The organism is Trichocoleus sp. DQ-A1, assembly GCF_039961955.1.
Lineage (GTDB): Bacteria > Cyanobacteriota > Cyanobacteriia > Cyanobacteriales > FACHB-T130 > FACHB-T130.
The window spans coordinates 242,180-257,039 of record NZ_JAMPKE010000004.1 but is presented as its reverse complement, the minus strand read 5'-3'; the positions used below and the strand labels follow the sequence as shown (position 1 = coordinate 257,039).

At 47.7% G+C, this 14,860-nt stretch carries 10 protein-coding genes; 9 read left to right on the top strand and 1 reads right to left on the bottom strand.

What is annotated here, in order from left to right:
* Nucleotides 1–113: 113 nt before the first annotated feature.
* The 4 genes from NDI33_RS06765 (at nucleotide 114) to NDI33_RS06750 (ending at nucleotide 5,507) form a co-directional block, all read left to right on the top strand.
* Nucleotides 114–1,268 carry a HAMP domain-containing sensor histidine kinase gene (locus tag NDI33_RS06765; RefSeq protein ID WP_190677834.1) on the top strand — a complete coding sequence of 385 codons (1,155 nt, stop codon included), beginning with the start codon at nucleotides 114–116 and terminating at the stop codon, nucleotides 1,266–1,268.
* A gap of 79 nt (nucleotides 1,269–1,347) precedes the next feature.
* Nucleotides 1,348–2,025, top strand: coding sequence for a response regulator transcription factor (locus NDI33_RS06760; RefSeq protein WP_190412614.1), 678 nt, complete (start codon nucleotides 1,348–1,350; stop codon nucleotides 2,023–2,025).
* A 99-nt stretch (nucleotides 2,026–2,124) separates the two neighbouring features.
* Complete coding sequence (locus tag NDI33_RS06755; RefSeq protein ID WP_190666987.1) at nucleotides 2,125–3,471, top strand: DUF4255 domain-containing protein; 1,347 nt, start codon at nucleotides 2,125–2,127, stop codon at nucleotides 3,469–3,471.
* Nucleotides 3,468–5,507: an ATP-binding protein gene (locus NDI33_RS06750; RefSeq protein WP_190677832.1), complete on the top strand. Its 2,040-nt coding sequence runs from the start codon at nucleotides 3,468–3,470 to the stop codon at nucleotides 5,505–5,507. Before NDI33_RS06755 ends, NDI33_RS06750 begins: the two co-directional genes overlap by 4 nt.
* Before the next feature lie 111 nt (nucleotides 5,508–5,618).
* Here the strand turns inward: NDI33_RS06750 and NDI33_RS06745 are convergent, their stop codons facing one another.
* Complete coding sequence (locus NDI33_RS06745) at nucleotides 5,619–5,828, bottom strand: Nif11-like leader peptide family natural product precursor (protein WP_190528434.1); 210 nt, start codon at nucleotides 5,826–5,828, stop codon at nucleotides 5,619–5,621.
* Between the two features lie 72 nt (nucleotides 5,829–5,900).
* Between NDI33_RS06745 and NDI33_RS06740 the strand changes: the two genes are divergently transcribed.
* The 5 genes from NDI33_RS06740 to NDI33_RS06720 all read left to right on the top strand — a co-directional run bounded on the left by NDI33_RS06740 (nucleotide 5,901) and on the right by NDI33_RS06720 (nucleotide 14,767).
* On the top strand, nucleotides 5,901–8,252 hold the full coding sequence (locus NDI33_RS06740) for a substrate-binding domain-containing protein (protein ID WP_190677830.1): 2,352 nt from the start codon (nucleotides 5,901–5,903) through the stop codon (nucleotides 8,250–8,252).
* 142 nt (nucleotides 8,253–8,394) lie between these two features.
* On the top strand, nucleotides 8,395–8,682 hold the full coding sequence (locus tag NDI33_RS06735; protein WP_199299674.1) for a hypothetical protein: 288 nt from the start codon (nucleotides 8,395–8,397) through the stop codon (nucleotides 8,680–8,682).
* Nucleotides 8,682–9,272, top strand: a complete 591-nt coding sequence (locus tag NDI33_RS06730; RefSeq protein WP_190412619.1) for a phage tail protein — start codon at nucleotides 8,682–8,684, stop codon at nucleotides 9,270–9,272. The genes NDI33_RS06735 and NDI33_RS06730 overlap by 1 nt, the downstream gene beginning before the upstream one ends.
* A gap of 19 nt (nucleotides 9,273–9,291) precedes the next feature.
* Nucleotides 9,292–14,208, top strand: a complete 4,917-nt coding sequence (locus NDI33_RS06725; protein ID WP_190677828.1) for a hypothetical protein — start codon at nucleotides 9,292–9,294, stop codon at nucleotides 14,206–14,208.
* Nucleotides 14,209–14,236: 28 nt separating this feature from the next.
* A complete protein-coding gene (locus NDI33_RS06720; RefSeq protein WP_190436962.1) occupies nucleotides 14,237–14,767 on the top strand; it encodes a hypothetical protein in 531 nt (176 codons plus the stop codon).
* The last annotated feature ends 93 nt before the right edge of the window (nucleotides 14,768–14,860 follow it).

The window sequence follows — 14,860 nt, the reverse complement described above, 5'->3', positions numbered from 1 at the left end:
AGATTTGTCATTTATTTCTTGCGGAAGATGACAAGCTCCGCAAAATGAAAATTCAGTGGTGCTTACATCCGATTCAACGTTACTGAAATATCCTGTATGGCGGGGAGTTACAGATGAAGGTTGGAATAAAACGGTTTGCTGTACAGGTGCATCCACCTTCCTCCACACTCGGTTCGCTAGGTACACCGTACCCTCCCGATCTTAGGAGTATTTGCAAGCTCCATCTCGAACAAATAGGCGCACAACTACCTGTTGTAGCCGCCTGGATTGTTTACCAAGATTTAGATACCCAAAAGCGTCAATTAGTAGCCTATTATTCAGACGAGCGCCAAGGAAATTACGCAGAGTTGCCCAAATTTTTTGCTGAGGTGGGGTGGGAAGATTCCCTACCTACGCTGAAGTTGAGCGAAATAACCAAGCGTGCTAAAAGTGCATCTGCTGACGCCGCTTGTAGCTACAACACTTATGTTTGCCCTCTCAGCGAGCAGAAAGCCAAAGAAGTTGGGTATTTGCTGTTATGGAGTAAAAATCCCCTTTCTTCGCTGCAACAACAAGGCGTAGAAAAACAGGCTCAATTGCTGAGTCACTACCTGGTGATGTCTCGCGAGTGTTCCCGTCAAAAAGCTGAGATTCAATTACTTGAGCAAGTGCTAGGTCGTACAGAACATCAACTGCGAAATCCCTTGGCACTGATTAGTCTTTACGCCGAAAATTTATGTTTAGGGTTGCCATCTGGCTGCTTGCAAGAGCAGGCTGGGATTGTTCGCGAAACCGTGAATGAGTTAATTGAAAACTTAACGGATTTGGTTTATTGCGGACAGCAGGCAAAACTACAGGTAGCACCTTATGAGCTGCGGAAAACATTGGCTGAAAGTATCCAAGGTCTGCAACCTTGGTTAGAAGAAAAACAACTGCATATCCGCTATCCGCAGAAGCCGGTCACGCTGGCAGGGGATCGATGGCAGATGAAACAGGTATTTGACAACCTGTTGAGTAATGCAGTTCATTTTAGCCCCCCTGGGGGAATGATTACTTGTAATTGGCAAGTCTTTCAATCTGAAGTAATCGTTGAAGTTTCCGATTGCGGTTCCGGGCTTTCTGAAGAAGACTTGAAACAAGTATTCACACCTTTTTATTCTAAGCGTCCAGGCGGTACTGGTTTGGGTTTGGCGATCGCAAAAAAAATTATCCTCGACCATCGAGGAACCATTTGGGTAGAAAACTTGCCTTCTGGTGGGGCACAGTTTTCCTTCACCCTACCTCGATAGCAATTTTCAGTGAGTCAGTGGGAATGATAAATGAGTTACTCACCCTCTAAAACGAACAGTCGCCTTGAGGTTCTCTAAAATGTCCGCACCAGCGCCAATTTCGATTTTACTCGTGGATGATGAACCACGCTTCCGAGCGGGGATACGGACTCTACTTGACTTCTTGAGTAATAACGGCTCTTTTCGATTTGAGATTGTTGGAGAGGCGGCTTCTGTAGAGCAAGCGTTAAAATTAACCGCTGAGCAAAAGCCAGCGATGATTTTGCTGGATATGGAATTGCCCCCTGGAGATGGAATTACCGCCTTGATTGGTTTGGGAGAAATGTCCTATAAGGGGAAAGTGTTAGTTCTCTCAGGACACCGGGAAGACGAATGGGTGTTTCGGGCGATGCAGGCGGGTGCTAGCGGGTACGTGTTTAAAGACCGGGTGGCAACTCAACTGTGCGAAGCAATTAACACCGTCATGAAAAATGAAGTGTATTTATCGCCAGAAGTTGCAGCTTGCTTCTTTCGATTGTTTCAATTTTATGCAGGGCGATCGCATCTTTCCGGTCGGAGCATTCACTTAACCGAACGAGAGCGAGAAGTCTTACACTGGCTCGTTGAAGGATCTTCTAATGAAGAAATTGCCCGCCGCCTTTACATCACAGTCGCTACAGTTAAAGCTCACTTAACAGCAATTTTTGAAAAACTCAGTGTCACCAGCCGCACGCAAGCAATTGTAAAAGCCTTAAAACTGGGATTAGTTAGTGCTTAATGGTCAGAATCTGGTCATTATCAAAAGAAACCTTTGTCAAGCTAAACTGTGAAAACGAATAAATCAGCTTTTTGCGAAGCTGATTGCTGAATTTTTTTTATGAGCAATTATTTAGCGATCGCTACTGTCACTGCTGCTTTGCAAAGAACTTTGCAAGCTGTTGTACAAATAGACCTGGATGGCGCAAGAGTGACAACGGTGCGACCCAGTAACTTAGGGAGTGGCACCCCAGAGACGGGAGTGAACATCTACCTGTATCAAGTGAGTCTCAATCCCGTGTGGCGCAGCAGTGCAGATGTGCGGAATCGCAATCGTAAGGGCGAAATGGCAAAGCGATCGCACAATGCTCTCGATCTGCATTACATGATCAGTCTCTATGGCAATGAGGTTGAGTTAGAACCGCAACGACTTTTAGGCAGCGTCGTTCGTACCCTTAAAGATCGCTCAACTCTAACCCAGGAAATGATTTGGGACACGATCGCTGATTCTAACTTTACTTACTTAGCGGACTCTAACCTCTCCGAACAGCTCGAAGAAATTAGCTTCGTGCCAATGGATTTATCTTTAGAAGATTTATCTAAAGTTTGGTCGGTATTCTTCCAAACCCCATACACCCTATCAGTGGCTTACCGAGCGACCGTAGTCATGATAGAAGGGGAAGAAGCAGCCCAGAAAGCTTTACCCGTGCGCGAGTACAGGTTCAGCGGTGTGGTACCGTTTTCCAATCAGCCGGTGATTCAGGAGGTAGTGTCTCAAGCAGGCAGGTTTCAGGCAATCTTGGCAGACAGTACGTTGCTGATTCGGGGTAAAAATTTGAATAGCAACATCACGCGGGTTCGTCTTGGTGAGGTGGAAGCGACGCCCTCAGAAGTTCACGAAACCCAGGTCACATTGCCCCTAAGTGCCTTCTCTGCCGAGTCGCTCCGCGCAGGCGTACAAAGTCTACAGGTGATTCATCACCTCTCAAGCCCCAGCGCCCCTGTAGCAAACGGGGGAGTCGAATCTAACGGCGCAACATCCAGAGGCAACTCGACCCCTGCGTTAAGCCTCCAGCCTGCTCTCCAACGCAGTGTTGAGTCGAATGTGGCACCGTTTGTATTGCGTCCAACGATTACAGAAGTAAGTATTACCGACATTCAGGGAAGTGGAGATGAACTGCGCTCGGCGAACCTGACGCTGCAAGTAAATCTTACGATTGGCAACAAGCAGCGAGTTGTGGTGGCGCTGAACGAACGGTCAATCGATAACCCAGGCGCTTATCTGTTTGATGCTTTACCGCGTCGAGCCGATACAACCTCGGTAATCATTCCGGTTCGGGATGTGAAGCCAGGAGAGTATTTGGTGCGGGTACACGTAGATGGAGCGGAAAGTATGTTGAGCGTAGATACGGACAAAGACAGCCCGACCTTCCAGCAGTATATTGACCCAAAGGTAACGATTGTATGATGACCACGACTAGCGATCGCTGGCAAGCAGCTAATCAGCGCTACTTCATGGGAGAAGTTGCTCGCGTGCGTCAGGCGTTAGAACGCCAAGCTGCAAAGATGCAAGGAGAGGAAAAAGGCCAGGAAGAAGATTTTCCTCGTCTGACCTCGAACCTTTCGCCTCCAGCAACACTAGAACAACTGTGCAAAACCTTCGGTTTGTCAGATTTTGAGCGGGATATCCTGCTGTTGTGCGTGGGGATGGAACTTGACCCCAGTTTTCCTTCTTTATGCGCGATCGCTCAAGGCAACGAGCGGCAGGCATATCCGACAATGAGCTTAGCGCTGGCGATTCTACCTGCCTCCCACTGGGATGCACTAACCCCCACGGCATCTTTGCGTCGCTGGCAACTGATTGAAGTTGGGACAGGCACTACACTCACCTCCAGTCCCTTGCGAATTGACGAGCGAATATTGCACTACATCGCTGGCGTGCAACATCTAGATGAACGGCTCATAGGCATTATCGAGCCATTGCACCGCTCGGTTCAAAGTTTGGTGCCATCGCACCGACAAGTTGCAGAACAACTGGCAGGGACGTGGTTGCAGGCATCGCAACAAGGTTCGGCGTTACCTGTTGTGCAGCTATGTGGAGATGAGACTGCCAGCAAACGAGCGATCGCATCTGCAACTTGCGCTCTTTTACAGCTCAACTTATATGCGATGTCCGCCCAAGCAATTCCCACCAGTCCCAGCGACTTTAACAGTATCCTGCGGCTATGGAATCGGGAAGCCATTTTAAGTGAGAGTGTCCTGTTACTCGACTGTGACGATGTCGAGACAAGCGATCCAGCGCGAGAAAATGTTATCGCCACGTTGATAGAAGGAGTCACCAGCCCGATAATCGTCACTAGTCCCGAAAGAAGGCGATCGCGGCAGCGTCCCTCAATTACGATTGATGTTAGCAAGCCAACTGCCCCCGAACAACGGGCTATCTGGCAAGATGCTTTGGGTGAAGCAGCAGAAAGCTTGAACGGACATCTAGATACGCTGGTATCCCATTTCAGCCTTAGCGCCCCTTCTATTTACGCTGTTTGTACTGAGGCAAAAGGTAGAGGAGATAATCAAGAATCTCTCTGTTCACTCAGTCCTCAGTCCTCAGTCCTCATCCCTCAGTCCTCACCCCTCAGTCCTCAAGAAACGCTCAGCACCCTCTTGTGGGATACCTGCCGTTCACAAGCTCGCCAGAGACTCAACGACCTGGCTCAACCCATTATCCCAGGAGCCAGTTGGGATGAGCTGGTATTGCCAGAGGCACAGCGACAGGTGTTGCGCGACATTGCCGCTCACGTTCGGCAACGTGCCAAAGTATACGAAAACTGGGGATTTGGCGGCAGCGGACGCGGCTTGGGCATCAGCGCCTTATTTGCCGGAGGCAGCGGTACTGGCAAAACAATGGCAGCAGATGTACTGGCTGGCGAATTGCAGCTAGACCTTTATCGCATCGACCTGAGTTCCGTCATCAGTAAGTATATCGGGGAGACAGAAAAGAACCTGCGGCGCGTATTTGATGCCGCAGAAGCTGGGGGAGCAATTCTGCTTTTTGACGAAGCTGACGCCCTGTTTGGCAAGCGTTCTGAAGTGAAAGACAGCCACGACCGTCATGCCAATATTGAAGTTGCCTACCTGCTACAACGCATGGAAGCTTACCGAGGCTTAGCGATTTTGACGACTAATTTAAAAGGTTCTCTCGATCAGGCATTTCTGCGCCGGATTCGTTTTATCGTTCAGTTTCCCTTCCCTGATGCCACCCAAAGAGCCGAGATTTGGCAGCGCATCTTCCCCAGAAAAACACCGACTGAAGGGCTAGATCCTGTGAAGCTGGCACGGCTAAACGTCGCCGGGGGAAACATTCGCAATATTGCCTTAAATGCAGCCTTTATTGCCGCAGACGCTAATGAGCCGGTCGGGATGCAACACATTTTGCAAGCAGCAAAAAGCGAATATGTCAAACTGGAAAGACCTCTCACCGATGCTGAAGTGAAAGGCTGGGTGTGAAATAAGAAGGCGAACAGACAGGTCGGCGCTAGGCTAACGCCTCGCTTCGCTGTTTTCATGCCCAAAGGGCTGTACGCTATCGCGCTAATTATTCTTTACAGCTGATTAAACTTATAAACCAGGGATTTCTGACAATTCCCCTTCCAACTCTTCTACCTTAAATCCGGTTGTATCTTTCCATTCTTCAACTGTAAAGTGATAACCACATTCTTCAGCCATTTTGACTAAGGTTTCCAAGTCGGGTGCAGAGTTGAGCTTTTCCCGTAAGGCAGAGTCAGTTTGAACAGCTCTAAAAAGTTTTATTACTTCCTCTTTTGCCATCAGTTTATATTCCCAGTACGTTAAATCAATGTTAACTTACCATCCACCTATCGCTTATCCGGAGAATTTTCGGTGGCACTGACAAACATTCCCAAAATTGTTCTGAGGGAGTATCTAAGGCGGAACCCCCCCCATTTCAGACTCCACCAATACGGTTGGTTGAGTCAATACCAATGGATTGCGCCTGTCGTTGACGAAATCAAAACCGAACTCGATCCGCTAACGCTAGAAGAACCAACGACTCCATCAGACCTAACAGAAGTACCGCCGCCTCAATTTACCCCGCAGGTTCAGGGAGTTGACCACCTCTACAGACAGTACCGTTGCAAGTATAGTGAAGCCTTAAGCTGTACCTTACCGCTACAAACAGTTCAGCAAGATCCAACCGCCAAATATTGCTCAGAATGTAGTTTCCCAGCTACCTTAGCCCAGAAAAGTGAGATCCGGGGGCGTCGGGGAAGATATCGGATCGAAGGCTTATTGGGACGCCGGGGAATGGGGCGACTGTACAAGGGAATTCAGGTTGCCGATCAGCAGCCAGTTGTGATTAAAGAGTACCTGCTTCCCGACCGTTGTTTCAACGAGGAAGAAATCCGCCTGCGTCAGCAAACCTTCGAGTTAGCAGCCGGTTTGACTCTAGCAGATGGAAGAGTCCAAGATGTTCGCTTGCGTCACCCTTGGGACGCCATTTCTGACCCGATTGCGGAACGCTGCTATCTTGTTACCACGAGCAATTTAGATACGCATCCAACTCTAAACGCCTGCCTTGCCGCCAATGGTGCGATGACCAGTCGGCAAGTGCGCCAAGTTCTCAACCAAGTCCTGCAAACCCTGGAGTTTCTCCACGGTCAAAAGTTTAGTCTGCCCTCCGGTCAGGTGCAGCAGGGAATCGCTCACGGCAATATTAGTTTGGATAGTCTGCTGATGGTGACAGACGACCAGAAATTTTTTATCCATGTATGCGATTTGGCGCTTTGGGAACGTCTGTTCGACCTGCCAACTGCCCAAACCGTTATCCCTACAGTTACCCAAGACTTAATCGCTTTGGGATACGTGGCTTTTTACATGTTAGTAGGACGCTCTACTGACCCCGTTTCCGGTCAGCTGCTTGACCCCAAAGATGAGCAGCAATGGCCTGTAGTGGAACCTCACCTCAAAATGTTCATTTTTCGCCTTTTAGGGCTAGATGTCAGTTTTGAGAGTGCTGAGGAAGCACGACAAGCACTGTTGAAGTTGCCGCCAGAGAAACCAGTCGATCTAGTAGTTGTAGACACAGTGCCGCTAGAAGAGCAAAAAACCAAGCTGCGCCGTCTTCCCTGGCTGCTGTTGGGTGCTTTGGGAGTGACTTTGTTGGGAATACTCATCTGGTTTTTGATTCCGAAGTCCCAAGCGGGTAATCGTGCCGCCGATGATGATTTTCTGGTTTGTTGCATCAAGGAAATCCCTGGTATTCCTGCGGGTAAGTTTACTTACACAGCAGAAAAAGACGGAACATGGAGCTATATCCTGCGCCAGTCCAATCTCATCTCAAAGAATAAAACTTTAGAAGACAAGCTCAGAGAACGTCAGCCAAAATTAGAGTTGAATTATCAAGCTGAGCCTTCCGGAGAGGACGCGATCGCGAAAGTCAGTTCGCAGCAAGTAGACTTTGCGATTTCTAGCTTGGTGAGTGATTTGACCAGCGAATTGAAGTATAAACCAGTTGCCTACGATGGGCTGGTCGTGTTTGTTGCCTTCAGCTACGCCAAACGAGAGAAAAGCCTTCCTCAGTCTCTCAAGGGTCAAATTACTTTTGAGCAATTGCGTCAGCTTTACACTGGCGAAATTACTAATTGGCAAGTTTTAGGAGGGCCTGATTTACCTGTAAAACTCTATATTCCGAAAGAAACTGAGGCGGTACGAATATTTGAGCAACGAGTTCTTAAAGATGAGCAAAAAATTGCTCTATTTAGAAAATTAATTCAAAAGAGCGAGCAACCACCTCCTTTGTTTAAAAACTCTTTCGAGCCAGAAATTAAGCCTTTGTCAACTTTCGAGACTCTACGACAGGTGATTCGGGATTTTGAGGATGATGAGGTTGGGGGAATTGCCTTTGGCACAATCAGCAAAGTTTTCGGTCAATGTTCGGCTTATCCCTTAGCTTTAAAAGACGGAAATAAACCAGCAATCCAGGCGTTAATTCAAGATAATGGGAAGCCTGTAGAGCCAACAACAGACCTCTGTGATGATAAAGGAAGTTATCATCCTAATATAGAATTTTTCAAAAATAGCACCTACCCCTTGGCATATCCGATAACCGTTATTTATTCTGGAGATAACCGCCGTATCCCTGCCGGTCAAAAGTTCGCCGAGCTGCTGAGAACTCTTGAGGCACAGCGATTGCTGAGCAAAGCCGGACTGGTGCCGTTACAACCGCTAGAATAGTTTTTAGATAATTACCTGCTGGATTAGAGTGGGTTAGATTCCTAGAGGTTAATGGTGAATAGCTATTAGCTGAATTTAGACCTTTGTCTAGCAATCAGCCAAAAACGGATGCCCTAAAATAACAGGAAGTTTTGGTTTTTTTATGAACAGGTATTCTTCCCAACAAGCGGTTTCCGGCGCGATCGCTAATCTGGGGACACAATCTTATCTACAACCCATTGGGAGTAGCACTCGTCCGGCTGGGTACGCAGCACCGGGTTTAGTTCCCAGTAACGATAAAGATAACCAAACTGCGGTATCAAAGACAGCCGCTAAAGTTCTGCGCGATCCTTTATTGCTGAGGCAATTGAGCGATCGCGTTTATGAATTGATGCTTGAAGATTTACGTCGTCAAAGGGAACGCAGTAGAAACTACGGAGGATACTTCTGATGCCCGCCCCACTGCCACCAGCACAGTCGTCTGCGTCAAGTCGCAATAATGGACAGAACAAAAATGGCACTAGCGTCCGCGAACTAAACTACGTTACTGCCAATCGTTTTTATGTAGAAATTCAAAGTAATATTACTGCCTGTTTCACCGAGTGCCAAGGCTTGGGTGTGACTATCAAAGCTCAAAAACACTATGAAGGCGGTGTCAACGATCAACAGAGAATTTTTCTAGGTCAGGCAGAATTTTCAGATGTGACCCTCAAGCGGGGTATCACTAATGATTTAGTTTTTTGGGATTGGATTAGTAAAATATTAAGCGATGTTGGGCGTAATCAAGGCAATAATTTACCAAAAAAAGAACGTCGTAACATTAATATTTTGGTATTCAACCCAGCAGGAGAAACAATGCAGTGTTGGACACTAATTGGTGCCGTTCCTGTTGCCTGGAAGTCAGCCTCATTAAGCGCGGATTCCAATGCAGTGGCAATTGAAGAGTTAACACTTTCATACGAGAGTTTACAGGTTGATAAGTCACGCAATGGCGGATCTTCAATTTCCGGTGGACGCGATAGTTTGGGATACTTTGCCTAGAAATTAACACAACAAAAATATGGCGGAACATGAGGGCACAGAACCAAGGAACAATTTTCCCGATGGAGAAACGATACCCCAGGAACCCCTTGGTATCAAAAACCCCTTGCTTCCACCTAATCCGTTAGGGCAGAGCTTACTAAATCCTAAATTTTTGCACCCGCTGGGAGCAAGATCGATTACCGTTTTCAATCCTTCCGGTTTTTTCTCTGAGGAAGTGGCGGATGAATTTCCGCCAGATAATCCTTTCAAGAATTCACCCTTTTTTGCAGAATCCCAAGGCTCAAAATCAAGTGAATCGGTCGATGTTGACACGGCACCGATCTCGGCAGAGGCTGCTTTGCCAGTTATGCGGGCAACCGATCCAACATTAGTGCAACCTGTTTTAGCTACCGAACCACCAGCTAAAGCAGTAGGGATTGGTCCTATCAGGACACCCATTGCAGCACCAGCAACTGAAATAAGCAATGCGATCGCTAGTTCGCCCTCACCCAGCACAATTGAGCCACCAATAGCTGCTCTCACGGCACCTCTTGAAGCAGCAGGAATTGAAATAAGCAATGCGATTGCTAGTTCGCCCTCACCCAGCACAATTCAAAGGGTAGCAGCGATTGAGGCTTCCACACCGGGTGTAACACCAACAACCGAGAGAAGTAACGATAGCGCTAGTTCGCCCTCACCCAGCACAATTGAGCCACCAATCGCTGCTCTCACTGCACTCGTTGAAGCAGCAGGCACTGAAATAAGCAATGCGATTGCTAGTTCGCCCTTTTCCAGCACAATTCAAAAGGCACCAGCAATTGACGAACAAACGACACCTATTGAATCACTAGGCACTGAAATAAGCAATGCGATCGCTAGTTCGCCCTCACCGAGCACAATTCAAAGGGCAGTAACGATTGAGGCTTCCACGGCACCAGATTCAACACCAGCAACCATTGCAGCACCAAGAACTGAAATAAGCAATGAGAGCGCTAGTTCGCCCTCACCCAACACAATTCAGCCACCAATAGATGCTCTCACGGCACCCCTTGAAGCAGCAGGCACTGAAATAAGCAATGAAATTGCTAATTCGCCCTCACCTAGCACAATTCAAAGGGCAGCAGCAATTGAGGCTTCCACACCGGGTGTAACACCAACAACTGAGAGAAGTAACGATAGCGCTAATTCGCCCTCACCTAGCACAATTCAAAGGGCAGCAACAATTGACGAACAGACGGCACCCCTTGAAGCAGCAGGCACTGAAATAAGCAATGAAATTGCTTATTCGCCCTCACCTAGCACAATTCAAAGGGCAGCAGCAATTGATGAGGCTTCCACACCGGGTGTAACACCAACAACTGAAATAAGCAATCAGAGCGCTAATTCGTCCTCATCCAGCCCAATTCAACGGACAGCAGAAATTGAGGCTTCCACACCGGATGTAACACCAACAACTGAGAGAAGCAATGCCATCGCTAATTCGCCCTCAGCCAGCACAATACCCCTTGAAGCAACAGGTACTGAAATAAGCAACGAGATCGCTAATTCGCCCTCAGCCAGCACAATTCAAGGGGCGGCAGCAATTGACGAACAAACGGCACCCATTGAATCACCAGGAACTGAAATAACCAATCAGGGCACTAGTTCACCCTCACCGAGCACAATTCAAAGGGCAGCAGAAATTGACGAACAAACGGCACCTATTGAATCACCAGGAACTGAAATCAACAATGAGATCGCTAGTTGGCCTTCATCTAGCACAATTCAGTCGCCAATAGATGCTCTCACGGCACCCCTTGAAGCAGCAGGAATTAAAATAAGCAATCAGAGCGCTAGTTCGCCCTCTTCCAGCACAATTCAAAGGGTAGAAGCAATTGAGGCTTCTACACCGGGTGTAACACCAACAACTGAGAGAAGCAATGCGATCGCTAGTTCACCCTCAGCCAGCATAATTCAAAGGACAGTGGCGATTGAGGTTGCCACGGAACCAGATGCAGCACTAGGAACTGAAAGAAGCAACGAGATCAGTTTACCCTCTTCAACCACACCTTCATCGGTGCCAACTAAGACAGCCGCAACCGAAGCAAGGTTAGGACAAGCCTTTTTGGATACAGAACCACAAGTTCAAAAAGCACCAGCAATTAACGAACAAATAGCACCAAATGTAGCATCAGCACCACGAGACACCATTGCTAGCCAGCGAGATCCCATTGATAGCCAACCAACTTTGGGACAAACCCTTTCGCATACAGAACCACAAGTTCAAAGGGCACCAGCGGTTGAGGAATTCACGTCATCTATTACAGCACCAGCGCCAGAACAGATGACTCCGGTGAAAAACCCTCTGGCTGATTCGTCCTCACCCACTATGCCTTCATCTGTGCAGCCAGATACAGCCGCCATCGCACCAACCGTAGAACAACCGCTGTTACAAGCTGAACTGCAAGTTCAAAAGGTACAAATGCCTCTGTTAACTGCACCGCAAGCGGCATCGGTGCCACCAGAGACAGAGTTAGAACTTACTTCAGCAGTAAACGAAAACTTAGCCGCAGTCTCTAATTTGACTACTTCCGAGGCTGTGCCAGAAGTCACTACAGATCGAGTTGTTGTACAACCTCTGTCGGAAACAAAAGCAGCAAACCACACAGAAACTACGTTATCGAAGGTTACGGAATCGATTGAGTCACCAATGTCATTTTCTGGGATGACAGAGGCGGAATCAGTTGAAATGCCAGCGATCGCTTCTGAGAATATAACAGTTGACCGTTCGGATAGCACAGCGCCTGTAACAAAGGTAGAATCCCTAGTTCAAAAGGCACCAGCGCTTTCAACAGCCACAGAACCAGGTGAACCCCCACTGGTACAAAGGATGGAGGAAAATTTCTCTTCAGAAGTAACTGACAACTTCGCCCCCACACCCTCGCTTTCCACACCAGCTACTGCGCCACCTGAAACCACACCTAACATATCAACCCTTGTACAAGCCAGCTTAAATTCACAGCCGTCTGACTCAACATCACCAGTGTCAGATGTCCTGGAACCATTTGAGCCTGCGGTACAGTTAAGGGCTGAATTTCCATCGCAGGTAAGCTCGTCTCCCCCGATTCCTACCTCTGCGATCGCTCCAAAATCTGTACGCGAAGAAACGACGCCTACAGAATCCACGCTAATACAACCGATTGGGGAGTTATCTATACAAACAAAGGGAGAAGTGTTGCCAGAATTCTTGGCACCCATCGCTGAATTACCACTCCCCATAGAATCATCGGTAAAAGAGCCTGAAGCGTTCAACTTGGCGCTTTCACCTACTGAATCAACCGACTCTCCTCTACAGACGCCCGAAAGTACGCCGATTATAGGCGATACAGTCATTCAACCGAAATTAGAAACCGTATCGGCAAGTGAAGATTTGACTCGGTTAGCACCAAAAGCGATCGCTTCCACCGATTCCAGACAAGTACCTGAAAGTACAACAACGCCAGACGCTACAGTCATTCAACCGAAATTAGAACCCGAACCAGTAAGTGGAAATTTGGCTGGATTGGCACCAGACGCGATCGCTTCCACCGATTCCAGACAAGTACCTGAAAGTACAACAACGCCAGACGCTACAGTCATTCAACCGAAATTAGAACCCGAACCAGTAAGTGAAAATTTAGCTGGATTGGCACCAAACGCGATCGCTTTTACCGATTCCATACAAGTACCTGAAAGTACAACAACGCCAGACGCTACACTCATTCAACCGAAATTAGAAACCGAACCAGCAAGTGAAGATTTTCCGGTTGATACAAAACAAGGCATCGCTTCCACTGATTCCAGACAAGTACCTGAAAGCATAACAACGCCAGATGCTACAGTCATTCAACCGAAATTAGCAACCGAACTAGTAAGTGAAAAGGTGACTGGGCTAGCACCAGCAGCGATCGCTTTTACCGATTCCATACAAGTACCTGAAAGTACAACAACGCCAGACGCTACACTCATTCAACCGAAATTAGAAACCGAACCAGCACGTGAAAATTTGGCTGGCTTGGCACAAGACGCGATCGCTTCTACATCCTTTGCCAATCCCCCTGTAGAGGTGCCTCAAAGCACACAAATTACAGAACCCACCGTTATACAACCTTTGGTGGAAACAGAGTCGCTTGACGAGAGCGAAGAACTGCCTCAATTGCCTCAAGTGCTGACTAATCTATCCATTCTCAGCCCTCTAGCTCAACAATCCAGTCTTCTCGCTTCCCCATTTCCAGACATGGGCAGCAATAAGGTTGAGGAATCCTTTCTTGCACCGCTCTCCTCAAACTTCTCGTCTGCTTCGGAGCCGCCTATTCCTATCCAGAGAATGCCAGAAGATTCAGGGCAGAATAACCAAGAAGCTACAGCATTTTCAAGCAGTGTAGAACAAGTGCAAATGGCACCTTTTTCCTTTTCCTCTTCCCCTGAAACTCTACCTTCCTCAAACAGTTCTACGAACACCAGAGAGATACCAACATCTTGGTCAAGTATTTCTGAATTAATAGGGGAGAATACGCCTAAAGCAAGCGAATCAATCGTTGTACAACCTCTCTCAGAACAGAGGACGTGGGAGGCACCGCAAAAGCCGATAATTTCCAAACCATCCGACTCTAACAGCTCCCAATCAAATGTTTCCCACCCCCTGATGAATTCCCCACAAAACAATAGTTTGGGCAATGTTATTCAGACCTATTCCATGCCCTCGCGTCGCACATCAGCCTCTGGAATGGAAGCTCTTATACAGTTAATGGGGGACACTGATAGCCAAGTAGGAGCAATCGATCAAAGCGTATCTACCGTTGATGATTTTTCTAGTGAAGAAGCCACCGACAACTTAGAGCTTCTAGCTCGTGAAGTTTATAGTTTTATCCGGCAACGGTTGGAAATAGAGCGAGAGCGTCGAGGAAATAACTATTCTGGACGCCTGCCCTGGTAAAGTCACTGCCATTATTAAGGAGAATAATATGTCAACCACTCGTTTGGTCAAAGCAAAACTTATTCCAAAGGTTCCAGCACAGGGTGTGGACACCATCGAGTTCATGTTCAACCCCACCAAGCTTTCCTTCAGCAGGAGTGTTCAAATCAATTCTCCTCAAGGCGCACGTACTGCTAAAGGACTGCCGAAAGTCAGCTTCCAAAGTATAGATCCTTACAAACTCACTATCTCAGAAATTTTGTTTGATACCTATGAAGAAGGCACCAGCGTCCTCTGGTACATCAACAAACTAAAAAAAGCTGTTGAGTTTCCCGATGGTCAAGATGTCCCGCCCGTCTATGTCTTTACTTGGGGTGCCCAAGAATACCTCCGTTGCTTTGTGCAATCACTCAGTTACGAACTGACCATGTTTCTACCTGATGGGACTCCCGTGCGTGCTTCAGCTAGCCTGACCCTCCACGAAGTAGATGTACTTATCCCCCCAGGCTCTCCAGAAGCTCCTTCTAGTGTGAATCGCGTCGGGGAAAGTCGAGGCAGCAAGACTCGAAAAGCTACATGAACGGTCATCATTTGTTGGATTGCGCTGAACCAGAAGGTTAGAAAAAAATTGTAGTTCGACCTTTGGAGAATGGGCGGGGGCGTAGAGTTTCTT